Source organism: Antrihabitans cavernicola (assembly GCF_008297975.1).
Taxonomy (GTDB): Bacteria; Actinomycetota; Actinomycetes; order Mycobacteriales; family Mycobacteriaceae; genus Antrihabitans; species Antrihabitans cavernicola.
In genome coordinates this window covers 56,412-77,480 of record NZ_VLNY01000006.1, presented here as the reverse complement: position 1 = coordinate 77,480, position 21,069 = coordinate 56,412, and the positions used below count along the sequence as shown (strand labels likewise).

Here is a 21,069-nt window from a genome sequence, read left to right as displayed (position 1 = left end):
CAACGGGGACAACGCGGAGAGCAGCATCTCCCCGGTCTCGGCATCGACATCACCCTTGAGCACCACCCGCCCGTTGCTGGTGGGAGAGGCGAAGAACTCGTTGCGATCGACATCCTCGGCGGGTGGCGGATCATCGGTCTCGAAGACCTGCTTCAACTTTACGACCGCACCCCGCAACACCCGAGTATCCCGATCCGTCGCAGCATCCAACAGAAACTTCAGGGCAGCGGGTGCCGCCTCCTCTGGCATCGCCGCCGGGGGTCGTTCCATAAACGAAATGATCATCGCGGCGTGATCGGCACAGATGTCGTCGGCTTCGAACGCTGCCCGCACCTCCGGACTACTCCGCAACGCATCCGCGCGCCGTTCGATCCGAACCGCCTCGCGGGTATTCAGCGAGGTGCTGCACGCCAACCAGGCGGCGACACTGGTGTACCCGGACGGGAGGCACCCCGCTCGTTCATGTCGCTGATCAACCGGTACCGCAACGCTTCGAGACCATGAATGGCGGAGCAGACATCGAGAAGAGATGACGCCAACGCGTCGTCGGTCAGCTGCCACGACACGCGGCCCACCGACCTGATCTCTGCGAGAATCTCCCCTAACCCCATGCCCGAATTGTATCGGCGCCCACCGACAAGAAACTCCTGAAACTGTTGGGGCCCTTGAGGTTAACCCGCCAGGGTGCTCCGCCACTCTCCCGCGGTTGCCGAATTCGAGATTTCGAGGTTTACTTATCCCCGCAAGGTGCCATCGTTCGCTGAGGCTCCTTCGCGGATACAGGCCAGCGACCCCGAACGTCGAGAGACGCCCCGGGTCAGGACAGGCTTCCCCGGCTTAAGGGGTAGTCCCGATTGGCTCCCGATAACTCGGGTTGACGCCGCGAAGTGCCAAAGGTCTTACGAGGAGAGGCGCCACCGGCAATCTGGCCGGTCCTCTCTTGCGCTGTTTGCAGAGCATCAGGAGGTGGGCCATGAGCGACGGCAGTCATAGACCGAAACGCAACTCGTCCTCCGAGCGCGCCCCGATCATGTTGGGCCCGTTCAGCTTCCACTGATCTGGAGCTTTGTCATGCCCTTTACTCGCGCCCTTCCGGGTGCGGGCGTTTTGCGACGCCCGCACTTGCGTTCCATCGACGTTCTGGTCGCGGCAGCGGTCGCCGTTTTTCTCTACGGTCTGATCCGACTGGCACCCGGCCTCGATCGGCCATTCGACGTCGGGTCTGCGCCGTCGACGGTCTCCACCGACCCCTCGAACATCCCCTACTACGCGGCGCGATCACTGCTCAGGATGTTCATCGCGCTCGCATTCAGCGTGGTGTTCACCTTCGTCTACGCGACGGCTGCGGCACGGTTGCGTCGTGCCGAAAAAGTGCTGCTACCAGTGCTCGACATCCTGCAATCGGTACCGATTCTCGGCTTTCTCTCCGTGACTGTGACGCTGTTCATAGCGATGTTTCACGGTTCCACGCTGGGGCTGGAAGCTGCCTCGATCTTCGCGATCTTCACATCGCAGGCATGGAACATGACCTTCGCGTTCTACTACGCGTTGGTCAGCCAACCCACGGAACTCGACGAGGCCGCCCGATTGATGCGACTCACCAAATGGGAACGGTTCTGGAAGCTCGACGTCCCGACCGGAATGATTCCGCTGGTCTGGAACGGCATGATGAGCTTTGGCGGCGGCTGGTTCTTTCTCGCTGCGTCGGAAGCGATTTCGGTGAACAACAAGACGTACGCATTGCCCGGTATCGGCGCATATGTCGCGACAGCCGTCGAAGACGGCGAACTGGGCAACGTCGGTTGGGCGATCCTCGCGATGGCGTTCATGGTGATCGGCGTCAACTTCCTGTTCTGGCGACCACTGGTCGCGTGGGCGGAGAAGTTTCGCCTCGGTGACACCGCCGCAGCGGAGACCCCGCGCAGCGTCACCCTGAACGTGCTGCGCCGCTCCACGATTCCCGCAACCATCGCACCGCCGTTTCGGCTGCTCGGCAGGGGTCTCGATCGGCTGACCCGACCGTTCGGGCTTGCCGAACATCCACTGCACCGTCCCGAACTGCGGCGCAGGGCGGGCGACGTCGCGTTCACTGCCGCGGTTGTCGCCGTCGTCGCATTCGGTGCCTACCGCGCCGCGCACTACATTGCGGACAACACGGGTTTCGGCGCATTCCCCGACGCGTTCTGGCTGGGTGCGGTGACGTTCGCGCGCGTGATCGTGATTCTTGTTGTGGGAACTGTGATCTGGGTGCCCATTGGTGTCTGGATCGGCATGAATCCGAGAGTGAGTCGGCTCGCCCAACCAGTGGTGCAGTTGCTGGCGAGTTTCCCGGCGAACTTCCTGTTCCCCTTCGCCATTGCGTTCTTCGTCGCAACCCACATCAGTCTGAATTTCGGTGGCATCCTGCTGATGTCGCTCGGAGCACAGTGGTACATCCTGTTCAACGTCATCGCCGGGGCAAGCGCCATTCCCAACGATCTACGCGACTCGATGACGATCATGGGAGTGTCGCGCCGACAACGTTGGCAACGACTGATCCTGCCCGCGGTGTTTCCCTCGTTCGTCACCGGCGGCATCACCGCCGCAGGTGGCGCGTGGAATGCCTCGATCGTGTCGGAAGTTGTGAGCTACAACCACAACACGCTGGAGGCCACCGGACTCGGCGCATACATCGCCGATGCCACCACCACCGGAAATTTCGCAGGCGTGCTGGTCGGCGTCATCGTGATGTCCACCTACGTTGTCGGCCTCAACCGACTCTTCTGGCGCCGCCTCTACCGCATCGCCGAGACCCGCTACTCGCTGACCTGAACCTGAAATCCGAAGGGTAAGAACATGACAACAGCAACATCGACCGCCGTGATCTCGGTCGAGAACGTATACAAGACATTTGGCGACCTGACCGTGCTCGACGGTGTCAGCCTGACCCTGCACGACGGCGAGATCGTCGCCCTGCTCGGCAGAAGCGGTTCCGGAAAGTCGACGCTGCTGCGCTGCCTCGCAGGACTGACAGCGGCGACCAGCGGCACCGTGTCCTACCGCGGCGACGCCCTCAACGGTGCCAACCCCGGGGTCTCGATGGTGTTCCAATCCTTCGCGTTACTGCCATGGCTGACCGTGCAGGAGAACGTGGAACTCGGGCTGCAAGCGTTGTCGGTCCCGGCCGCGCAGCGTCGGGAGCGGGCACTCGCCGCGCTCGACATGATCGGCCTCGACGGCTTCGAATCCGCCTATCCCCGAGAGCTTTCCGGCGGAATGCGGCAACGCGTCGGGTTCGCCCGCGCACTTGTCGTCGAGCCGGACGCACTGCTGATGGACGAGCCGTTCTCGGCGCTCGATGTACTGACGAGCGAGAACCTGCGCGCCGAACTGCTGCGGTTGTGGCAGGACCCGGAATTCCCCACGCGCACAGGGCTGATCGTCACGCACAACATCGAGGAGGCCATCCAGCTGGCGGATCGGGTACTGATTCTCGACTCGAACCCCGGCCGGATCAAGGGTGAGCTGACGATCGATCTCGCCCATCCACGCGATCGCCGCAGCCCGGAGTTCGAGAGCTACGTCGACACCGTCTACGAAATCCTGACCGGACACGCGCGGGACGGCTCACGCCAGACCATCGACGCGCTGCCCGCCGCGAACACCGGCGAGATCGCCGGACTCATCGAGTTGCTGCATCACCGCGGCGGATCGGTGGGCCTCGCCGAAATCGCCGACGAACTGCGCTACGAGCTCGACGACCTGCTTCCGGTGGTCGATGCGGTGGTGATGCTGAAGTTGGCGCTGCCGCGCGGGAGCGGACTGCAGCTGAGCGAACAAGGCCGACGATTCGCCAGTGCCGACATTCTGCGCGCGAAGGAGCAGTTCGCGACGCTTGTGGTGGAGCATGCGCCACTGGTTCGCGGGATCGTCAAGCAGTTGCGGCGCAGCGACAACGGTGCCGTACGTGCCGACACGATTCTCGACGACCTCCGCGACACCTTCGGCGATGCCAGTGCGCGCAGCCAGTTCGATACGGCGGTCGATTGGGGCCGCTACAGCGAGCTGCTCGAATACGACGTCGGGACCAACCGCATCGAACTGGCGTAACGGAATTCGCGGAGGCGGTTACGCCTGCTCGATGCGAACCATGTTGCCCGCGGGGTCGCGCACTGCGGCGTCACGGGTACCCCACGGCTGGCTGACGGGCTCCTGCAACACTTCCGCACCCGGCGCACCGGCGACCTTCTCGAACGTCGCGTCGAGGTCATCGGTGCGGAAGTGCAGGGTCCGCAGCTCACCCTTCGCAAGGAGCGCGGCGATGGCGTCGCCGTCTTCCTGCGACCGGCCTGCGTGCGGTTGCGACAACACGATCTGAATCTCGGGCTGACTTTCGGTGGACAGCGTGATCCAACGGAAGTCGCCTTGCGCGACTTCGTTGCGGACGGTGAGTCCGAGGGTGTCGCGGTAGAAGACGACGGCGGCGTCGGGATCGTCGACGATGACATGGACGGTGCTGAGGGAAACGGAACTCGAGGGCGTGGTCATGAGGTCGACGCTAGTCGGGCGCGGATACCGCCGCTTCTCCGAAACTGATCGGTCGTCGGGCGGGTTTGCGGGGCCTCGTGACCACCATCATCTGGCAGCCGGCGACCACCTCGAACTCGCTGTGGTCGCGGGCGCGATAGGCGCTGGGACTCTCACCGACGATCTGGGTGAACCGTGCCGAGAACGAGCCGAGACTGGTACAGCCGACGGCGAAGCAGACGTCGGTCACGCTCATGTCGCCGCGGCGCAGCAGCGCTGTCGCCCGCTCGATGCGGCGGGTCATCAGATACGAATACGGCGTCTCGCCATACGCATCGCGGAAGCGACGACTGAAATGTCCCGCCGACATCAGTGCGGTGCGGGCAAGAACCTCGACGTCGAGCGGCTCGGCGTATTCGCGATCCATGCGGTTCCGAGCGCGCCGCAGCCGCCGCAACTCGTCGAGATCCTGCTCACGCATGGCCCTATTGTGCCGGTTTTCAGTCCACCAGGCCCAATTCCTGCAGGTGTCGGAACACCAGCATCGAGCCCGGCGCCACGTCCGGCATCGCCGCGTATTCGTCGACTGTGAAGTACCGCAACTCCGCGATCTCACTGGTGGGCTGCGGATCGGCGGTGAGCTCGGCGAGGTAGCAGGTCATGTGCAGGTGCGTGCCCGGCGGATGACCGAACGCTTCGGCCTCGAACACGCCCAGCTCTTCGACGCTTTCGGCGACGATGCCCGCACCCAGTTCCTCGCGGATCTCCCGGTGCAGCGCCTCGACCGCACTTTCTCCCGCATCGATCTTTCCGCCCGCCATGTAGAACGCCGACTTGTCGGCCGAGCGTGCCTGCAGCAGACGGCGATCCCGAACGTAGGCAAGGGCAGCGGTCCGAATCTCGGATGGCATGCCGACACGCTACGACAGCGTCGGGCAACCCGGACAGTAGACTGGGAAACAACCCCACGACCCCGGCTCTTGCCGTCTACACCCCGCCGCCCACACAACGACGGAGTGAAATTTGCTCGCGATCTTGCTCGCTCACGCGCTTGCCGCACTTGCGGCACCGCTGTGCGTACGGTCGCTCGGACGCAACGGTTTCCTCCCACTTGCCCTGGTGCCGTTGGCATCGCTGGGCTGGGTCGTCGCCAACTGGGGCACCGAACAACGGACCCACATCGCGTGGGCGCCGGGGCTGTCGATGAACATCGACATGCGGTTCGACTCGCTCACCGCCATCATGTCCGTGCTGGTCCTCGGCGTCGGCACGTTGGTGCTGGTCTACTGTTCGCGCTACTTCGAGGACGACGAACCGAAGCTCGGCGTGTTCGCCGCGCAGATGGTCGCCTTCGCCGGCGTGATGTTCGGTCTGGTCACCGCCGACAACATGCTGGTGCTCTACACCTACTGGGAACTGACGACGGTGCTGTCGTTCCTGCTCGTCGGCCACTATGCCGAACGCGCGTCGAGCAGACGAGCCGCGACTCAAGCGCTGTTGGTGACCACCGCGGGCGGCCTCGCGATGCTGGTCGGCATCATCGTCCTCGGCCAGGTCAGCGGCAGCTATCTGCTGTCGGACGTCATCGCGAACCCGACGACGGGTTGGCTCACCGACGTCGCGATCGTGTTGATTCTGATCGGTGCGCTCAGCAAGTCGGCGATCGTGCCACTGCACTTCTGGCTGCCGGGCGCAATGGCCGCACCGACACCGGTCAGCGCCTACCTGCACGCCGCCGCCATGGTGAAGGCAGGCATCTACCTGGTTGCCCGCTTCGCGCCGGGCTACGCGAATTCCCCGCCGTGGCACATCACGGTGATCGGACTCGGGCTGGCGTCGATGCTGATCGCGGGTTGGCGGTCGTTGCAGGTCTACGACCTCAAACTGGTGCTTGCCTTCGGTACCGTCAGCCAACTCGGCTTTCTCATCGTGCTGGTCGGCATCGGCAGCAAAGACGCCGCGCTGGCGGGTATGACGATGATCGTCGCGCACGGGTTGTTCAAAGCCGCACTGTTCATGGTGGTCGGCATCATCGAACACGCCACCGGCACCCGCGACATCCGCAAGCTGGCGCACCTCGGCAAGCGCGCACCCGTTCTCGCAGGCATTGCCGCCCTGGCAGCGCTGAGCATGGCCGGGATTCCGCCGCTGGTCGGGTTCGTCGGCAAAGAAGGTGCGCTGGAATCGATCGCACATACGACGACGCTCCCCGACTGGGCGAAGACCGTGGTGCTGGTGCTGGTGGTGCTCGGTTCCATCCTCACCGTCGCCTACAGCGTGCGCTTCGTCTGGGACGCCTTCGGCAGCAAGCAGCGCCCCAACCCCAGCGCCGCCGTCCAACGCATGCACGCACCCGGCCCGCTGTTGCTCGCCTCCCCGGCACTGCTGGCGGTCGGCGGCCTGGCAGGCGGTCTCGCCGCGGGCCCGCTCGACCGGATGCTGAGCGGATATTCGAAGACCCTCCCCGGCGACGGGACATATCACCTGGCTCTGTGGCACGGCTTCGGGATGGCGCTGGGATTGACGGCGATCGTGATCGTCGGCGGCGTCGCTCTCTACACCGGTTACGGCCTGCTGGAGCGTGTCCGGCCAAGCCGTCCGCTGCTGGGCAACGCGGACCGGGGCTACGACGCGGCGCTGCGCTTCATGGATCGCGTGTCGATTCGGCTCACCGGTTCGACGCAGCGCGGTTCGCTGCCCGTCACCCAGGCCACCATCCTTGCCACGTTCGTGCTGTTGCCGACGATCCTGCTGATCGTCGGCACCAAGACGGGAGTGCGCCTGCGCCTGTGGGATTCGCCGATCCAGGTGTTCATCGGCGCCATCATGATCGCTGCCGCCATCGGTGCGACGGTGATGCGCAACAGGTTGGCGAGCGTGCTGCTGGTCGGAGTCACCGGCTACGGCTGCGGCGTGATCTTCGCCATCCACGGAGCGCCCGATCTTGCATTGACGCAGTTCCTGGTCGAGACGCTGACCCTGGTGATCTTCGTGCTGGTGCTGCGCAAGCTGCCCGCCGAAGTCGACGATCGTGGTGCCGCCGCGTTCAAGGTGCCGCGCGCCATCCTGTCGGTCGCGGTGGGCGCCACCATCTCCGCCATCGCCGCGTATGCGATGAACGCGCGCAGTACCGCACCGATTTCGCTGAAATTGCCCGACGCGGCGTACCACCTGGGCAACGGCAAGAACGTGGTGAACGTGCTGCTGGTCGACATCCGCGCGTGGGACACGCTCGGCGAGATCTCGGTGTTGCTGGTCGCCGCGACCGGTGTCGCGTCGTTGGTGTTCCGGTCGCGTCGCTTCGGTAGCGCACCGCGGGTCTCCGACGCACCGTCGGACGTGTTCGAAGCACCCGCTGATCAAGTCACCTGGTTGCGCGGAGGCGACCTGATTCATCCTCGACACCGGTCACTGATCCTGGAAATCACTACGCGCCTTGTGTTTCCGACCATCATGGTGCTTTCGGTGTATTTCTTCTTCTCCGGCCACAACGCGCCGGGCGGCGGCTTCGCGGGCGGTCTCACCGCGGGCCTCGCGCTGGTGCTGCGCTACCTGGCGGGTGGGCGATACGAGCTGGGCGAGGCACTGCCAGTCGACGCGGGCCAGATTCTGGGACTCGGCCTGATCCTCTCGGCAGGCACCGCTGCGATCTCGTTGCTGCTCGGCGCGCCCGTCCTGTCGTCCGCGGTGTTCGAGGTGACCTTGCCGTTGCTCGGCCACATCAAATTGGTGACCGCGCTGTTCTTCGATCTGGGTGTGTATCTGATCGTGGTCGGGCTGGTGCTCGACGTCCTGCGCAGCCTCGGCGCCCGACTGGACTCGGCAGCCGAAGCACGCGAGCAGGGGGTGCGCTCGTGAGCGTGAACCTGGGCTTCCTGATCATCATCGGCGTGCTGATCTCGGGCGGTGTCTACCTGATGCTCGAGCGCAGCATCACCAAGATGCTGCTGGGCATGGTGCTCTTCGGCAATGCCGTGAACCTGCTGATCCTCACCGTCGGCGGGCCTGCAGGCAATCCGCCGATCGTCGGGATGTCGACCGCGATTCACGACACCATGGCCGACCCCCTCGCCCAGGCGATGGTCCTGACGGCGATCGTCATCACCATGGGAGTCTCCGCGTTCGTCCTCGCCCTCGGCTACCGCTCCTACACGCTCACCACCAAGGACCAGGTGGAGAACGACCCCGAGGACATCAAGATCAAGGAACGCCGCTCCCGCGCCGATGCACCCGACCAGGACCGATCCGACGACCCCGTCACCGGCGAGCCGAGCATCGGCGGCGACGCGTTCGACGCCAAGGGCAACCCGATCCCCCTCGAGGAACTCACCAACCTCGAGGACATCGAGTGCTACGAGGACCTCCATACCGGCATCTTCGACGACATTCCAGGCGACGTTCCGGGTGACGGCCGATGACCCTCTCCCCCGATCTGATCGACACCCTTGCTCCGCTGCCCGTCCTGATTCCGCTGCTGGCGGCGGCGACCACCCTTGTCCTCGGCCGCAGGCCGCGGGCACAGCGCTACATCACCATCGGTGCGTTGATCGCCGTCGTTGCCGTGTCGAGCATGTTGCTCTTCCTCGCCGATCGCGACGGCACCGCTGCCGTGCAGGTCGGCGGCTGGGACTCGCCGATCGGCATCACACTGGTGGTGGACCGACTGTCGGCGATCATGCTGGTGGTCAGCTCGACGGTGCTGCTGGCGGTCGTCGTCTACGCCGTCGGCCAGGGTGTGCGGGACGGCACCGAACATCAGCCGACGTCGATCTTCCTGCCCACGTATCTGGCTCTGACAGCGGGCATTTCGAACGCGTTCGTCGCGGGTGACCTGTTCAACCTCTACGTCGGATTCGAGGTGTTGCTCGCCGCGTCGTTCGTGTTGCTGACGCTGGGCGCCAGCGCCGATCGGGTGCGCGCGGGCGTGTCGTACGTGATGGTGTCGATGGTGTCGTCGCTGATCTTCTTGTGCGGCATCGCTTTCGCCTACGCCGCGACCGGCACCTTGAATCTCGCCCACATGGCCACCCGGATGGACAGCGTTCCCGCCGGCACCAGAACCGCGATCTTCGGCGTCCTGCTCGTCGCGTTCGGCATCAAGGCAGCAGTGTTCCCACTGTCGAACTGGCTGCCCGACTCGTACCCGACCGCACCCGCACCCGTCACCGCTGTGTTCGCGGGCTTGCTCACCAAAGTCGGTGTGTACGCGATCATTCGCATCCACACGCTGTTGTTCCCCGGCGGCGAACTGGACAACGTGCTTATGGTCTGCGGATTGCTCACGATGGTGGTCGGCATCCTCGGTGCGATCGCGCAGAGCGACATCAAACGACTGCTCTCGTTCACCCTCGTCAGCCATATCGGATACATGGTGTTCGGTGTCGCGTTGTCGACCGAGGCCGGATTGTCCGGCGCTATCTACTACGTCGCGCACCACATCATCGTGCAGACGACGCTGTTCCTGGTCGTAGGCCTGATCGAACGACAAGCCGGGTCGTCGTCGTTGCGCAGGCTCGGTGGGCTCGCCGCCGCGAGCCCGGTACTTGCCATCCTGTTCCTGATTCCGGCGCTCAATCTCGGTGGTATTCCGCCGTTCTCGGGCTTCATCGGCAAGATCGCGCTGCTACAGGCCGGTGCCGCGCAGGGCAGTGTTCTCGCCTGGCTGCTGGTCGCGGGCGGCACCGTCACCAGCCTGCTGACCCTCTACGTGGTTGCCCGCGTGTGGACCAAGGCCTTCTGGCGCTCACGTGCGGACGCGCCGGAGGGTGTGCTCGCCGATCGCGCACCGTCGGCGCTGATCGACGAGTCCTTCGACATCGATTTCGAAGAGCGTGCCGACGTAGGTCGGATGCCTGCCTTCATGTTGGTGCCGACGGTCGGGCTGGTGCTGGTCGGGCTTGCACTGAGCGTGTTCGCCGGACCGATCATCGACATCACCGATCGGGCCGCCGCCGACCTGCGGGATCGGTCCAACTACATCGACGCCGTACTCGGGCCGCAGGACGGTGAGCGATGAGCAGAACCGCGACCGTTCGACTGTTCGTACTCGCGTGGCTCGCCGCCGTGTGGGTGTTGTTGTGGGGCGACATCAGCATTGCCAACGTGCTCGCCGGGCTGGCCGTCGGGCTGCTGATCATGACGCTGCTGCCGCTGCCCCGCGTTCCCGTCGACGGCAGGGCGCATCTGTGGTCGATAATCCAATTGATTTGGCTGACTGCGTATTACGCACTCGAATCCAGCGCACAGGTCGCGTGGCTCGCCGTGCGACCAGGCCCGCCACCGGTCACCGGTGTGCTGCGGGTGCGGCTGTCGATCGAGTCGGACCTGGTGATGGTGCTGTGCTGCGACGTGCTCAACCTGATTCCCGGCACCATGGTGATCGAGCTGGACAAGGAGCGGCGCCTCGCCTACGTTCATGTGCTCGACGTCGGCAGCGAACGCTCCGTCGAACGCTTCTATTCGACGACGCGACGGTTGGAGCAATTGTTCATCGATTCCTTCGAACGCGAACAGCACGTCGGGGAGGAGTCCGCATGACAACAGTGGCGCTCATTGCCGGAACCATGCTGCTGCTCGCGGCGGGGCTCACCGCGTACCGCATTCTCGACGGGCATGGAACACTCGACCGGCTGGTTGCGATCGACACGTTGATCGCCGTCGCCATGGCCGGTCTCGCGGTGTGGGCCGCGTACAGCCGCGACACCGCGATCGTGCCTGCGATCGTGGCGCTGTCGCTGGTCGGGTTCCTCGGTTCGGCGAGTGTCGCTCGATTCCGGGTGGGTGACGACGAATGAACACCGTGCTGGATGTCGTTGCCGCCGTACTGATCCTGCTGGGTTCGCTGCTCGCGCTGACCGCCGCGATCGGCATCGTCCGCTTCGCCGACACCCTGTCCCGCATGCATGCGGCGACAAAGCCGCAGGTGGTCGGGTTGGTGCTGGTGCTGATCGGCGCGGTGATCCGACTGCGCGGCAGCGTCGACATCTGGATGCTGATCCTGGTCGGACTGTTCACACTCTTGACTGCCCCGGTTATTGCGCACATGGTGGGACGGGTGGCCTACCGCGAGCAACGCGGTCAAGACGGGCTGCTGATGATCAACGAGTTGGACGAGGACTAGAGCGGTTCGTCGCGATGATCAGCGCACTGGCCGCAAGCGCAGGTAGTGCCCACAGCGCGGCGGTGACATAGCCGTGCTGGGTGGGGAGCACGCTCCCGCTCGGTGTCGTCGAGGCGAGAAGGAACCCGGCGAGTGCGCTACCGACGCTGAAACCGATGCTGCGGATGATCTGGTTGATCGAGAGCACGCTGGCCGTCTCCGCCTGCGGAACGCCGACGAGAACCAGCTTGGGCATCACCGCCGACACACCGCCGACCGCGAACCCGAGCAGCGCGATCGCGACGAGCACCGCGACCAGCGACCGGTAGGCGGTGGCGAACAGCAGGGCGCTGCCGATGGCGATCACGACGGACAGTGCGTAGGTCCAGCGCTCGGTGATGCGCGCGACCAGGTGCGGCAACGCTTTTCCGGCAACGAAACCGAGCAGCGAGAACGGGATCAGCGCCGCGCCGGCAGCGACACCGGGGAGCGCGAAACCGTAGTGCGCGTCGGCCGGGGTCTGCACATAACGCGTGATCAGGCTGAACAGCAGATACAGGCCCATGCCTGCCACCAGCATCGCCACGTTCGCGCGCAAGATCAGTCCTTGGCTGAGCAGTCGCAGGTTCACCAGTGGTGTCGCAGTTCGTAATTCGACGATCGCCCACACGGCAAGGATGCCGATCGAACCGGCGAGGACGCCGAAGGCCAGCCACGGCGTCGCCCAGATCGTGGGTTCGGCGATGAGCATCAGGATCCCGAGTGTTCCGAGAGCGAGCAGCAGCGCGCCGACCACGTCGATCCTCGGCCGCTCCCCCGGCGCCTCGGCGGGCAAGGTCCGCCACGCAACGATCAGCGCGGCAGCGGAGAGCACGAGTCCGCAACCGTAGGCGGCGCGCAGTCCTGCAACTTGATCGAGCAGGCTGATCACGGGATAGCCGACTCCGATGCCCACGGTCGTCGCGACGGACAACGCGGCGATCGTCGACGTCGAGCGCTCCGGCGGCAGGTGCGTGCGGGCGACGCTCATCAGCAGCGCCGACACGGCCACCCCCAGCCCCTGCAACCCGCGTCCGATCAGCAACGCTCCGAACGGAAGTGGGAGCACCGTCAACAGGCTTCCGACCGTGACCAGCGCCAGGGTGGCGAGAATCGTGACCCTTCGGTACGGACCGCTGCCGAGCCTGCCCAGCACCGGGCCCGCGATCGCACCGGCGAACAACGTCAACGTCAGCGTCCACTGCGCGGCCGCCAGGGATACGTGCATCCCGGTGGCGACCGGCGTGATCAGGGGCGCTCCGACACTGCCGATCACCGCGCCCGCCAGCGCGGTGCACACCAGCGAAATGCTCAGTTTCCGGTCGGCGGGTGCCTCCGTGTCGGTACTCATCGGTTGGCATCCGTCGTGACGTGGGCGAACAATCCCGACTGGATACGGGTGCGGACACCGTCGGCCCATCCGGCGTCCACATGCTCGACGTCCATCGCGGCACCGGCGTTGAGCAGCATCCCGAACGCGAGGAACGTCTTCACGGTTACCGGTTCCAGTCCGGTGCCGTCCTGCGCTGTGTCCCACATCCGCGCGAAGCACGCCCGCACCGCATCGCGCACCTCGTCGTCACCGCACGCGGCGAAGCCCTGCAGTTGCAGCAGCAACCCGGTCCGATCGGCCAGTTGGTCGAAGTACTCGGCACCCATCAGCGAGAGCGCATCCAGGCCGGTCTTGCCGTTGCCCGCATCGCGCATACCGTCGCTGACGTGCTCGAACGCCGACTGCACCAGTTCTAGAAACAGCGCCTTCTTGGTTCCGAACATGCGGAAGATGTAGGCCTGCGTGATCCCGGCTTCCCGTGCGATCGCCTCTGTCGACGCGCCATGCAGGCCGTGCGCAGCGAACTCTTTCGCTGCGATCGCCAGTACCTGGGTACGCCGTGCGGTCCCGCTCATTCGTTCGGTCATGGCTCAAAGTTACCAGTCACTAACTAGTAACTTATTGCGGTCTCCGCTCGCGTCCGCTCGTACTCGGCACGATCGGCGATCTGCCACATTCCCTGGCCGACGACCATGACACCCCGGGCAGGCAGCGGCACGCCACCGAGTTCAGGATTGGTGGTGAGCCGAGTCGCACGGCCGAAATCGACACCGTCGAGCACCGCGTGAGATCTGTCGACGTAGAACATCCGTTCCGGCATCAGAATCCCGTGGTGCCCGCTCGGCATCTCGGTGGCCAGCCGCAATCGACCCATTCCCAGTCCGCGGGCCAGCGCCTCCCGGGCCGAGATCAGTAGACGGGGTCGCCAGGTCCACAGCGGCGCCGCGGCGCCGATCGCGTTGCACAGCCGCAACATCGCCGTCTGCGATGCGACGACCGTCCACTCCAGACCCGGCTCGTCCAGGGTGATCCGAAGGGTCCACGGCCCGATCCAGGTCAGTGTGATTCGAACGTGGGCGACGTGATCGAAGGTGTCGCCGTAGTAGCGCGGGCACGCGGTGTCCAGTCGGGGACCGTCGACGTACAACGACCACCGCCCGGTGGGGTCACGATGCCAGACCGTTGCGTAGGGCGCGAACGGATTCTGCGGAAACACCCGCAACGCAAGGAGGTGTCCGGTGTCGAACGGGAGGCCGAACACTCCCCAGCCGCGGACGTATTCGTAACCGGGCCAGGGGGCTTCGCTCCGATCGGGGGCAATCGACATGGTCCGTTGCGCGGGCGTCACCATGGCGGATCAGTAACTGAAGGTGGTCGCGGGCTCGTCGCCGATCCACTTCCACATCGGTATGGTGCCCTGGATCTCGGCGCTGCCGATCAGGGCCTGCGCATCGAGTTGCTTGGAGTTGAAGCAGATCGGGCAGACGTAGTAGTGCCCACCTGCCGCCTCGTAGCGCGCCACCAAGTCCGGCAGAGACGGACAGCCGTCGCACGCGACACCGACCGCGGTTCCCTGCACAGCAAGGCGCACAGCCTCTTTCGTGAGAAACATCAGCGTCTCGTGTCCGGTCTCCGCGGCGCCGACGGCAACGAGAAATGCGACCGTGACCTTCTCCGGGTCTTCGAGTCCTGTGGTCAGGCTGATCACTGCTTTGGTGGCCATTGTTGCGTCCTCTCATCGGGGGTGATGCCAGAGAACGGTACGAGGAACGAGAGCCCGAGTCGTCGGGTGAATTCCCTACAAATCGAGGGGGTCGAGAAGACCGTTGCGAAGGGCGAAAAGCGTTGCGGTGGAACGCGACGATGCGCCGGTCTTGGTGTAGATGCGCTCGATATGGGTGCCGACGGTCTTCTTGGCGATGCCGAGCTTGCTCGCAACGTCGACTGCGGACGAACCGTGCGCGATCAGCTGGAGAACCTCGATTTCGCGCGGAGTGAGGCCGGCAGGTCCGGCGCGGCGCTTGCCGCCGCCACCGGCGGCCGACAGCACGGCATCGGCGGCGTCGGCATCGAGGCGACCTGCCCGAACCTCGGCCCGCACCAAGGCGATCGCGTCTTTGCTCGATCGGCCGCGACGATGCGCCCGCTCCTCGGTGGCGGCGCGAAAAACGCAGGCCGCAGCCAGGATTCGGCCCGCGATCGGTATCGCCGATCCACTGAGCCCACGGTGGTATCCGCTGCCGTCCATTCGCTCGTGCGCCAAGGCCGCAACCGCACCGATGCGCGCGAGCGCAGGCGGGCGGGCAAGCACGCGTTCGGTGCAGTAGGCGCTCAGCCGCACCCGTTCCCATTCGTTGGCTGTCAACCGCCCAGGTTTGTCGAGGACGGTGGCAGGCAGACCGTGCAGGCCGATGTCGTGAAGCATTCCGGCACGGCGTATTTCGCGAACACGATCGGTGGGAAGCCGCAGCGCGGTCGCCGCGGCCGCGGCAAGCTCCGCGACACCGCGCGAGTGTCCTGCTCGATACAGACTGCGCAGGTCAGTGAAGTCGGCAACCGATTCCAGTGCGCCGTCGAGTTCCGACTCCGTGAGCACTCGACGCAGGGCGGGGTCGTCCTTCACGAGCTCACTCAGCTCGATCGGAGTTTCGATGTCGGGCAACACATCCCGGGCGATCGCGCAGAACGCGTCGACGACGGCGGGATCGAACTGCTTTCCGCTCCTGCTGCCTGCTACCTCGACGGCCCCGTCGACGCCACCGAGACGGTGGTGGACCTCGACCACATCCGCGAGGTGAAACAGTCTGACGGGGAGAGCAATATCGTTGCCGCCCAGACCATGTGGAACACCGCGACCGTCCCAACGCGTGAAGAATTGCTGCAGCCCAGCCCCGACCGGCTCGGCGAGCTCGAGCTGCTGCGCCATCGTCGACACGGTCATGCAATGCGACTGCATCCCGCGCACCACATTACGACCGCCTGTCGCGATCATCGATGCGGTCGCGACGATACGGCGCGACGGCGGCGCCCCGGATCCGGCGTGGCCTGCGAAGAACCGAACGGCCGAACGGCCTGCCAGATCCACCGAGTAGCCGTCGGCGCGAAACGCGACGTCGTCACCGAAGAGTGCGGCGACCTCGGGGGCATCCGCGACGCAGCCGACCCACGACAACATCGCGATGTAGAACAACGATTCCTGCTGTTGCCGCGACAACCCGACGTGCTCACCCAAACGCGAGGCGATCAGCCATGACCGGAGCAGATGCTCCATCGGCTGCCCAAGGCCGAGATCGGTGGCCAGCGAGAAGGCCGCCAGCAGCTCCGGCAACGAGATGCCGGAGTCTGCGTCGACCGGACCCGCTGAACTCATGGTGACAAAGTAGTCGTCCACAGAGTCAACTTCTCGGGGTTCATGATGATCGCGATCTCCGCGATCAACCCCGCCACGACAGCGAAATCGACGACAGCGATCACCTGGTCGCCGATCGAGATGACCAGCCCCGTGTGATTGTTGATGGCCTCGAATCGGCTGATCATGTTCTCGCCGTGCGCTTCTCGTACGCCGATGATGCCCATGACGAACCGTGCGACCTCCTCGGCACCGACCACGGGGCGACGTGCGACGTTGACCCTGCCGCCACCGTCGGAGCGGACGACTACCTTCGGATCGAGAGCCGACATCAACGCGTCGAGGTTTCCCGTCACGCATGCCTGCGTGAAGGCGAGTACCGCCTGCTTCCGCTCGTCACCGTCGGATTGAAATCGAGGGCCCGAGCGGATGTTTCGCCGCGCGGTCGATGCGAGTTGTCGACACGCTTCCGGAGTCCTGCCGACGATCTCACCGATCTCCGCGAACGGAAGCGCGAACACGTCGTGCAGGATCAGCGCGACCCGCTCGCCCGGGGTCAACGATTCCATCGCCCGCAACAGCGCCATCGACACGGACTCGTCGAGGGTGATCGCGTCGGCAGGATCGAGCGACCGCCCGACCGACGAGTCCGGTCCGATCGACCCCGGCACGGGCTCGGGCAGCCAGATGCCGGCATAGGACTCGCGGCGGGCCCGCGTAGATCCGAGCTGGTCGAGACAGATCCGGCTGACGACGCGGGTCATCCACGCCAACGGTTCTCGGATCAGCTCTCGATCGGCCGGGCTCAGCGCCTGCCAACGCAGCGCACCCTCCTGAATGGCGTCCTCCGCATCGTGTGCCGAGCCGAGGATCCGGTACGCGACACCGAAGAGCCGCTTGTACTCGTGGGAATCCGTCGTGAGATTCATCCCGGCACCTTCTCCGTCTGCCGCGCGTGGACCCGCCCCGGCATCGATACTCATGCTATCGCCCGGACGAACCCGGTGTCGAGCTGAACTTCACTGTGCGCCTGAATCATTCGCTGCTCATGCACGTGAGCGTTGTGCAACTGCCGAGAGTTGCGGGCCACCGCGTCCAGCAGAGCACGGAGCGTCGGCAATTCCGCTGCCAGTTCGTCGCGGGCAACCTGGAAGGAGATGCCTTTCTCGATCGCGAGATCGAGCCGGGCGGCCAGTTGCGTCGACCACCGTTGCTCCAGCGAGAGCAGGACGTTGTCGGCGTTGCCGAACAGCCGCTCGACGTCCAGGCCGGTGAGGTCGGGCGCCGCGGTCGAATCCAGGCGGGCACGCTCCAGCACCGTGTCGAGAATTTCCCTGCGTGCGCGATAGTCGTTCCAGGACATGATTTTTCCTCCGATACTTGCGAATTTCAACGGGTGGTGGTTTCAGGGAGCGGAGCCCTGGTGGGACCCTTCGGAGACCGGTAGGCCCCAGGGCGGGTTTGTTCCTTGATCAGACTGCGGAGCGTCATCTTGCAGATCGACTCCTTGACCGACGCGCCGAGTCGACCGGACAACATCGCGGAGCGCGGTGAATCGTCGGCGTGGACGAATTGGATGACGCCTGCCTTACGGCCGAGGCTGATGCACTGTGCGACGAATCCGATCGACATCGGCGCGGGCTGCTCACCGCGCAGCCGCGCCAGCACTGTCTGCGCGGCTTGCGCGCCGAGCGGCAGCGCGGTTGCGCAGCCCATCCGCAGATGAGCTCCGACGTCGGGAGGGGTGACCACTGCGTCTCCCGCGCCGACGATGTCGGGATTGTCGATGCAGGTCAATGTCGCATCGACACGCAGCCTGCCGATCTCGTCGGTGGCGAGTCCACTCCGGTACGCGATGTCGGGCACTGCGAACGATGCCGTCCAGACGCACAGATCGAACTCGAGACGGTCGCCGTTGGCCGTGGAGATAGCTCGCTCGGAGACTTCTGTCACCGCCGTGTGCTCTCGGATGTACACACCGAGCGCCGTCAACTTCGCAACGATCTTTCGGCGAGCCTTGTTCGGCATGACTCCCAGCACCTCGCCGGAGCATGCGATCACCACGTCGAGTTCCGGGTATTGCCAGGCGATTTCGCTCGCCGTCTCCACGGCCGTCGCGCCACCGCCGACCACCTGTACTCGAGAGTGCGCCGGCAGCACCCCCAGCGCGGCCCGCAGGTCGTGTGCACTGTCGACGTCACCGACCCGATAGGCGTACCGATCAACGCCCGGAACGGAATTCGCGGTCGCGCTGCCTGCGGCGTAGATCAGCGTGTCGTACCAGATGGACTCGACGGTGCCGTCGACGACGACCTCGACCACGTGCTCGTCGGGATCGATCAACTTCGCCGAACCGACGATCAGCCGCGCTTCCGGATGCAGGACATCGGACAACGGCGTCGATGCGCTGTCCCGGGTGCCCGCCGCAACTTCGTGCAGGCGAATTCTTTCGACGAAATCGGGCCGAGGATTGACGACCGTGATCCTGCAGGACGGGCCGTCGCCGAAACTACGATCGCGATGCAGGGACGACAGAATGCGATTGGCCGCAAGGACTCCCGCGTATCCGGCGCCGAGCACGACGACCTTGTGTGCGCTGGCGTCGGTGTCGTTTGTCGAACTGGACATCGGCTCCTCCTTGTGTAGGTGGTTGTGACCTGTTGCCCTGAATGACGGAGCACGGATCGAAAACGTGAGAATCGGGAGCGCACTCACATTTCGAGCAGCTCTGTCGTCATTCGTGCATGACAAACACAAGCTCTGTGCCGCAGACGGCACTCTCATGGAACGAATCGGGGCAGGGCGAACCGGTGCTGCTGCTGCACGCACTGGGCCTGTCGCACGACACGTGGTCGCCGCTGGTGCCCGAGTTGCGCACGCGCTATCGAGTGTTTGCTCCGGATCTACCCGGACACGGTACGAGCGCGTCGGTGTCGGACGGGAGCGAACCGACGCCTGCGCGGTTGGCGCGGGTGATCGCCGATGCAATGACGGACCTCGGCATCGACAAGATGCACGTGGTGGGGAATTCGATCGGCGGCTGGGTCGCGCTGGAACTCGCCAAGCTCGACCGCGCGAAATCGCTGACGCTCATCGCGCCTGCGGGGCTCTGGACCGACAACACGCCGCTCGCCTCGGCCGTCGCGCTACTGGCGATGCGAACCCTGACCCGACGCGCTCCGCGGCTGGTGCAGGTGGCGGCGAGAAATGCCGTGCTCAGACGGCTGCTCTTCGCGGGCTCGGTCGGTAGGCCTGGGGCGCTACCTGCCGCCGCGGCGGCTCGGATGGCCGCCGACCTCGGGTCTGCACCGCAGTTTCCGGCGATATTTCGGGCAACGCTGCAGCGACACTTCGAGGGCGGCGGCGGCCTGGAGATTCCCGTGACAGTGCTGTTCGGCACCCGGGATCGGATCCTGGGTGCCGGTGCGCGCTCGCCGATCCACCTGCCGACGCATACACGCGCATATCTGCTGCCGGGCGCAGGCCACGTACCGATGTGGGATGCGCCCGCGCAGATCATCGCTCGGATCGACGCAACCGTGCGGCGAGCACCGGGATCACGATCGCGGCTGCGACAAGGTGCGTCAGCATCAGAGCGAGCTTGGTGTCGACGGCTGCGCTGACGATCACGTCGGGGATCAGCGACAACGCCGCAACGACGATCGCGGTACGCACGAACGCGACGCGCGGATTACGTGCCCAGCGACGCAGAACCGCGGCGAAGACGATGCCGACGGCGACGCACATCAGCGTCAGCTGCGCGAAGCCCGCCAGCGGGATCTGCTGGCCCTGGATTTCGAGGGAAACACCGGCAGCGTGAGCGACGGCGGCAACGGCCGTCGTCGCGGCGGCCGCAGCGATGGCCGCAACGGCTGCGGGACGCCAGAAGGCGGGCGCAGAAGCGGAAGTGCTGGAAACGGTCGACTGGGTGTAGGCGGTGGCGGTCATCTCGGACTCCTGATGTTGCGGCGGCCTGTTGCCGCCTCTCACCAGTTCCACGAACGGGCTCTACCCAATACGACAGGTCCCGAGAAAGTAATTCTGCGATTCGACGGGTCAGCGACGCGTCGCCGCGCCGGCCATGAACACGACATCGCGCGCGAGCCGCGCGGCGTACTCCCGGTCGGCTGCCAGGCCGAACACCACGTGGTGATAGAGCGGCGCGACGATGTGGTCGACGACCTGGTCCTCGGTGGGCGTCGGCTCGCCGCGATCGTCTGCCCGGCGGATCATGTCAGCGGCCTGGGTCCGACGTTGCTCCCAGCATGGACAGGTGTCGACACTGTCGCGGGCTGAGACCATGGCACGCAGGTAACGAGTCCGTCGCGGTCGACTGATGTCGTCGATGATGATCCCGGCCCACTCGCTCAGGTCTCCCTCGAAGGTGCCGGTGTCGGGCGGCAGGTCGCCCTCCCGGGTGAGGGCCGCGACGGCAACCTCCTCCAGTAGCGCGTCGATGTCCCCCCACCGGCGATAGATGCTGGTGGCGTTGACGCCGGCGCGCTGAGCCACGCTCGGGATGGTGATCTTGTCCGGTCGTCCCTCGCCCATGAGCTGGCCGACCGCCTCGTAGACCGCGGCGTGCACCCGCGCGCTACGACCGCCCGGCCTGCGGATCGGTGCGTCGTTCTCGAGATTTGTGGTGCTGGCCATGCTCTCCATTATTGCAGCGACAGTGGCTTTTGCCACCGAGCGGTGCTAGCGTACCGTTAAAGCAATTGTGACTGCGTTAGTAAAGGTGCC

23 protein-coding genes, 1 pseudogene and 1 riboswitch are annotated in these 21,069 nt (G+C 65.4%); of the genes and pseudogenes, 9 read left to right on the top strand and 15 right to left on the bottom strand.

The window, feature by feature from the left end; all coding sequences use genetic code 11:
* Nucleotides 1–18: 18 nt before the first annotated feature.
* Nucleotides 19–414 (bottom strand): annotated as a pseudogene (locus FOY51_RS27795) (hypothetical protein); the annotation flags it as partial.
* Nucleotides 393–611 (bottom strand): hypothetical protein, encoded by a 219-nt coding sequence (locus FOY51_RS27595; RefSeq protein ID WP_235916334.1) that lies wholly within the window; start codon nucleotides 609–611, stop codon nucleotides 393–395. The gene FOY51_RS27595 and the pseudogene FOY51_RS27795, both read right to left, overlap by 22 nt.
* Nucleotides 612–745: 134 nt before the next feature.
* A riboswitch (M-box (ykoK) riboswitch) is annotated at nucleotides 746–917 on the top strand.
* Between the two features lie 154 nt (nucleotides 918–1,071).
* On the opposite strand from FOY51_RS27595, the gene FOY51_RS14320 reads away from it, so the two are divergent.
* Both FOY51_RS14320 and FOY51_RS14315 read left to right on the top strand, forming a co-directional pair.
* Nucleotides 1,072–2,811 (top strand): ABC transporter permease, encoded by a 1,740-nt coding sequence (locus tag FOY51_RS14320; protein ID WP_149430929.1) that lies wholly within the window; start codon nucleotides 1,072–1,074, stop codon nucleotides 2,809–2,811.
* Between the two features lie 24 nt (nucleotides 2,812–2,835).
* Nucleotides 2,836–4,089, top strand: coding sequence for an ABC transporter ATP-binding protein (locus FOY51_RS14315; RefSeq protein ID WP_149430928.1), 1,254 nt, complete (start codon nucleotides 2,836–2,838; stop codon nucleotides 4,087–4,089).
* 18 nt (nucleotides 4,090–4,107) lie between these two features.
* Here FOY51_RS14315 and FOY51_RS14310 read toward each other — a convergent pair whose 3' ends face one another.
* Genes FOY51_RS14310 through FOY51_RS14300 form a run of 3 tightly spaced genes read right to left on the bottom strand, consistent with a single transcriptional unit; the run spans nucleotide 4,108 to nucleotide 5,417 of the window.
* Nucleotides 4,108–4,527 (bottom strand): VOC family protein, encoded by a 420-nt coding sequence (locus tag FOY51_RS14310; RefSeq protein ID WP_149430927.1) that lies wholly within the window; start codon nucleotides 4,525–4,527, stop codon nucleotides 4,108–4,110.
* Between the two features lie 10 nt (nucleotides 4,528–4,537).
* Nucleotides 4,538–4,987: a helix-turn-helix transcriptional regulator gene (locus FOY51_RS14305; RefSeq protein WP_149430926.1), complete on the bottom strand. Its 450-nt coding sequence runs from the start codon at nucleotides 4,985–4,987 to the stop codon at nucleotides 4,538–4,540.
* Nucleotides 4,988–5,006: 19 nt separating this feature from the next.
* On the bottom strand, nucleotides 5,007–5,417 hold the full coding sequence (locus FOY51_RS14300; protein ID WP_149430925.1) for an NUDIX hydrolase: 411 nt from the start codon (nucleotides 5,415–5,417) through the stop codon (nucleotides 5,007–5,009).
* 112 nt (nucleotides 5,418–5,529) lie between these two features.
* On the opposite strand from FOY51_RS14300, the gene FOY51_RS14295 reads away from it, so the two are divergent.
* The 6 genes from FOY51_RS14295 to mnhG are packed head-to-tail and all read left to right on the top strand — an operon-like array spanning nucleotide 5,530 to nucleotide 11,626.
* Entirely contained in the window at nucleotides 5,530–8,364 is a 2,835-nt protein-coding gene (locus FOY51_RS14295; protein ID WP_149430924.1) for a Na+/H+ antiporter subunit A, read from the top strand.
* The gene (locus FOY51_RS14290; RefSeq protein ID WP_149430923.1) at nucleotides 8,361–8,924 is read left to right on the top strand and encodes a Na(+)/H(+) antiporter subunit C; all 564 of its coding nucleotides are present in this window, start codon (nucleotides 8,361–8,363) and stop codon (nucleotides 8,922–8,924) included. Before FOY51_RS14295 ends, FOY51_RS14290 begins: the two co-directional genes overlap by 4 nt.
* Entirely contained in the window at nucleotides 8,921–10,522 is a 1,602-nt protein-coding gene (locus tag FOY51_RS14285) for a Na+/H+ antiporter subunit D (RefSeq protein WP_149430922.1), read from the top strand. The genes FOY51_RS14290 and FOY51_RS14285 overlap by 4 nt, the downstream gene beginning before the upstream one ends.
* On the top strand, nucleotides 10,519–11,043 hold the full coding sequence (locus tag FOY51_RS14280) for a Na+/H+ antiporter subunit E (RefSeq protein ID WP_149430921.1): 525 nt from the start codon (nucleotides 10,519–10,521) through the stop codon (nucleotides 11,041–11,043). Before FOY51_RS14285 ends, FOY51_RS14280 begins: the two co-directional genes overlap by 4 nt.
* Complete coding sequence (locus tag FOY51_RS14275; protein WP_149430920.1) at nucleotides 11,040–11,300, top strand: monovalent cation/H+ antiporter complex subunit F; 261 nt, start codon at nucleotides 11,040–11,042, stop codon at nucleotides 11,298–11,300. Before FOY51_RS14280 ends, FOY51_RS14275 begins: the two co-directional genes overlap by 4 nt.
* Entirely contained in the window at nucleotides 11,297–11,626 is a 330-nt protein-coding gene (gene mnhG / locus FOY51_RS14270; protein WP_149430919.1) for a monovalent cation/H(+) antiporter subunit G, read from the top strand. The genes FOY51_RS14275 and mnhG overlap by 4 nt, the downstream gene beginning before the upstream one ends.
* Here the strand turns inward: mnhG and FOY51_RS14265 are convergent.
* The 8 genes from FOY51_RS14265 to FOY51_RS14230 all read right to left on the bottom strand — a co-directional run bounded on the left by FOY51_RS14265 (nucleotide 11,604) and on the right by FOY51_RS14230 (nucleotide 18,954).
* On the bottom strand, nucleotides 11,604–12,995 hold the full coding sequence (locus FOY51_RS14265; protein ID WP_149430918.1) for an MFS transporter: 1,392 nt from the start codon (nucleotides 12,993–12,995) through the stop codon (nucleotides 11,604–11,606). The two genes, mnhG and FOY51_RS14265, sit on opposite strands and share 23 nt — an antisense overlap.
* Nucleotides 12,992–13,564: a TetR/AcrR family transcriptional regulator gene (locus FOY51_RS14260; RefSeq protein WP_235916331.1), complete on the bottom strand. Its 573-nt coding sequence runs from the start codon at nucleotides 13,562–13,564 to the stop codon at nucleotides 12,992–12,994. Before FOY51_RS14260 ends, FOY51_RS14265 begins: the two co-directional genes overlap by 4 nt.
* A gap of 23 nt (nucleotides 13,565–13,587) precedes the next feature.
* On the bottom strand, nucleotides 13,588–14,328 hold the full coding sequence (locus FOY51_RS14255; protein ID WP_214633105.1) for a hypothetical protein: 741 nt from the start codon (nucleotides 14,326–14,328) through the stop codon (nucleotides 13,588–13,590).
* A 6-nt stretch (nucleotides 14,329–14,334) separates the two neighbouring features.
* Complete coding sequence (locus FOY51_RS14250) at nucleotides 14,335–14,700, bottom strand: DsrE family protein (RefSeq protein WP_149430917.1); 366 nt, start codon at nucleotides 14,698–14,700, stop codon at nucleotides 14,335–14,337.
* A 75-nt stretch (nucleotides 14,701–14,775) separates the two neighbouring features.
* Entirely contained in the window at nucleotides 14,776–16,347 is a 1,572-nt protein-coding gene (locus FOY51_RS14245) for an HD domain-containing phosphohydrolase (RefSeq protein WP_214633104.1), read from the bottom strand.
* On the bottom strand, nucleotides 16,344–17,255 hold the full coding sequence (gene sigJ / locus FOY51_RS14240; protein WP_149430916.1) for an RNA polymerase sigma factor SigJ: 912 nt from the start codon (nucleotides 17,253–17,255) through the stop codon (nucleotides 16,344–16,346). Before sigJ ends, FOY51_RS14245 begins: the two co-directional genes overlap by 4 nt.
* A 50-nt stretch (nucleotides 17,256–17,305) precedes the next feature.
* Nucleotides 17,306–17,689, bottom strand: coding sequence for a hypothetical protein (locus FOY51_RS14235; RefSeq protein WP_149430915.1), 384 nt, complete (start codon nucleotides 17,687–17,689; stop codon nucleotides 17,306–17,308).
* 26 nt (nucleotides 17,690–17,715) lie between these two features.
* Complete coding sequence (locus FOY51_RS14230; protein ID WP_149430914.1) at nucleotides 17,716–18,954, bottom strand: NAD(P)/FAD-dependent oxidoreductase; 1,239 nt, start codon at nucleotides 18,952–18,954, stop codon at nucleotides 17,716–17,718.
* A 116-nt stretch (nucleotides 18,955–19,070) separates the two neighbouring features.
* Between FOY51_RS14230 and FOY51_RS14225 the strand changes: the two genes are divergently transcribed.
* Complete coding sequence (locus FOY51_RS14225; protein WP_149430913.1) at nucleotides 19,071–19,949, top strand: alpha/beta fold hydrolase; 879 nt, start codon at nucleotides 19,071–19,073, stop codon at nucleotides 19,947–19,949.
* Here FOY51_RS14225 and FOY51_RS14220 read toward each other — a convergent pair.
* A complete protein-coding gene (locus FOY51_RS14220) occupies nucleotides 19,843–20,325 on the bottom strand; it encodes a DUF6069 family protein (protein WP_235916329.1) in 483 nt (160 codons plus the stop codon). The genes FOY51_RS14225 and FOY51_RS14220 overlap by 107 nt on opposite strands.
* 57 nt (nucleotides 20,326–20,382) lie before the next feature.
* On the bottom strand, nucleotides 20,383–20,979 hold the full coding sequence (locus FOY51_RS14215) for a TetR/AcrR family transcriptional regulator (protein WP_371830448.1): 597 nt from the start codon (nucleotides 20,977–20,979) through the stop codon (nucleotides 20,383–20,385).
* Between the last annotated feature and the right edge of the window lie 90 nt (nucleotides 20,980–21,069).

Coding starts and splice junctions, on each gene's coding strand:
- FOY51_RS27595 (WP_235916334.1), bottom strand. CDS start 611: ATGGGGTTAGGGGAGATTCTCGCAGAGATCAGGTCGGTGGGCCGCGTG.
- FOY51_RS14320 (WP_149430929.1), top strand. CDS start 1,072: ATGCCCTTTACTCGCGCCCTTCCGGGTGCGGGCGTTTTGCGACGCCCG.
- FOY51_RS14315 (WP_149430928.1), top strand. CDS start 2,836: ATGACAACAGCAACATCGACCGCCGTGATCTCGGTCGAGAACGTATAC.
- FOY51_RS14310 (WP_149430927.1), bottom strand. CDS start 4,527: ATGACCACGCCCTCGAGTTCCGTTTCCCTCAGCACCGTCCATGTCATC.
- FOY51_RS14305 (WP_149430926.1), bottom strand. CDS start 4,987: ATGCGTGAGCAGGATCTCGACGAGTTGCGGCGGCTGCGGCGCGCTCGG.
- FOY51_RS14300 (WP_149430925.1), bottom strand. CDS start 5,417: ATGCCATCCGAGATTCGGACCGCTGCCCTTGCCTACGTTCGGGATCGC.
- FOY51_RS14285 (WP_149430922.1), top strand. CDS start 8,921: ATGACCCTCTCCCCCGATCTGATCGACACCCTTGCTCCGCTGCCCGTC.
- FOY51_RS14280 (WP_149430921.1), top strand. CDS start 10,519: ATGAGCAGAACCGCGACCGTTCGACTGTTCGTACTCGCGTGGCTCGCC.
- FOY51_RS14275 (WP_149430920.1), top strand. CDS start 11,040: ATGACAACAGTGGCGCTCATTGCCGGAACCATGCTGCTGCTCGCGGCG.
- mnhG (WP_149430919.1), top strand. CDS start 11,297: ATGAACACCGTGCTGGATGTCGTTGCCGCCGTACTGATCCTGCTGGGT.
- FOY51_RS14265 (WP_149430918.1), bottom strand. CDS start 12,995: ATGAGTACCGACACGGAGGCACCCGCCGACCGGAAACTGAGCATTTCG.
- FOY51_RS14260 (WP_235916331.1), bottom strand. CDS start 13,564: ATGACCGAACGAATGAGCGGGACCGCACGGCGTACCCAGGTACTGGCG.
- FOY51_RS14255 (WP_214633105.1), bottom strand. CDS start 14,328: ATGGTGACGCCCGCGCAACGGACCATGTCGATTGCCCCCGATCGGAGC.
- FOY51_RS14250 (WP_149430917.1), bottom strand. CDS start 14,700: ATGGCCACCAAAGCAGTGATCAGCCTGACCACAGGACTCGAAGACCCG.
- FOY51_RS14245 (WP_214633104.1), bottom strand. CDS start 16,347: ATGAGTTCAGCGGGTCCGGTCGACGCAGACTCCGGCATCTCGTTGCCG.
- sigJ (WP_149430916.1), bottom strand. CDS start 17,255: ATGAATCTCACGACGGATTCCCACGAGTACAAGCGGCTCTTCGGTGTC.
- FOY51_RS14235 (WP_149430915.1), bottom strand. CDS start 17,689: ATGTCCTGGAACGACTATCGCGCACGCAGGGAAATTCTCGACACGGTG.
- FOY51_RS14230 (WP_149430914.1), bottom strand. CDS start 18,954: ATGTCCAGTTCGACAAACGACACCGACGCCAGCGCACACAAGGTCGTC.
- FOY51_RS14225 (WP_149430913.1), top strand. CDS start 19,071: ATGACAAACACAAGCTCTGTGCCGCAGACGGCACTCTCATGGAACGAA.
- FOY51_RS14215 (WP_371830448.1), bottom strand. CDS start 20,979: ATGGCCAGCACCACAAATCTCGAGAACGACGCACCGATCCGCAGGCCG.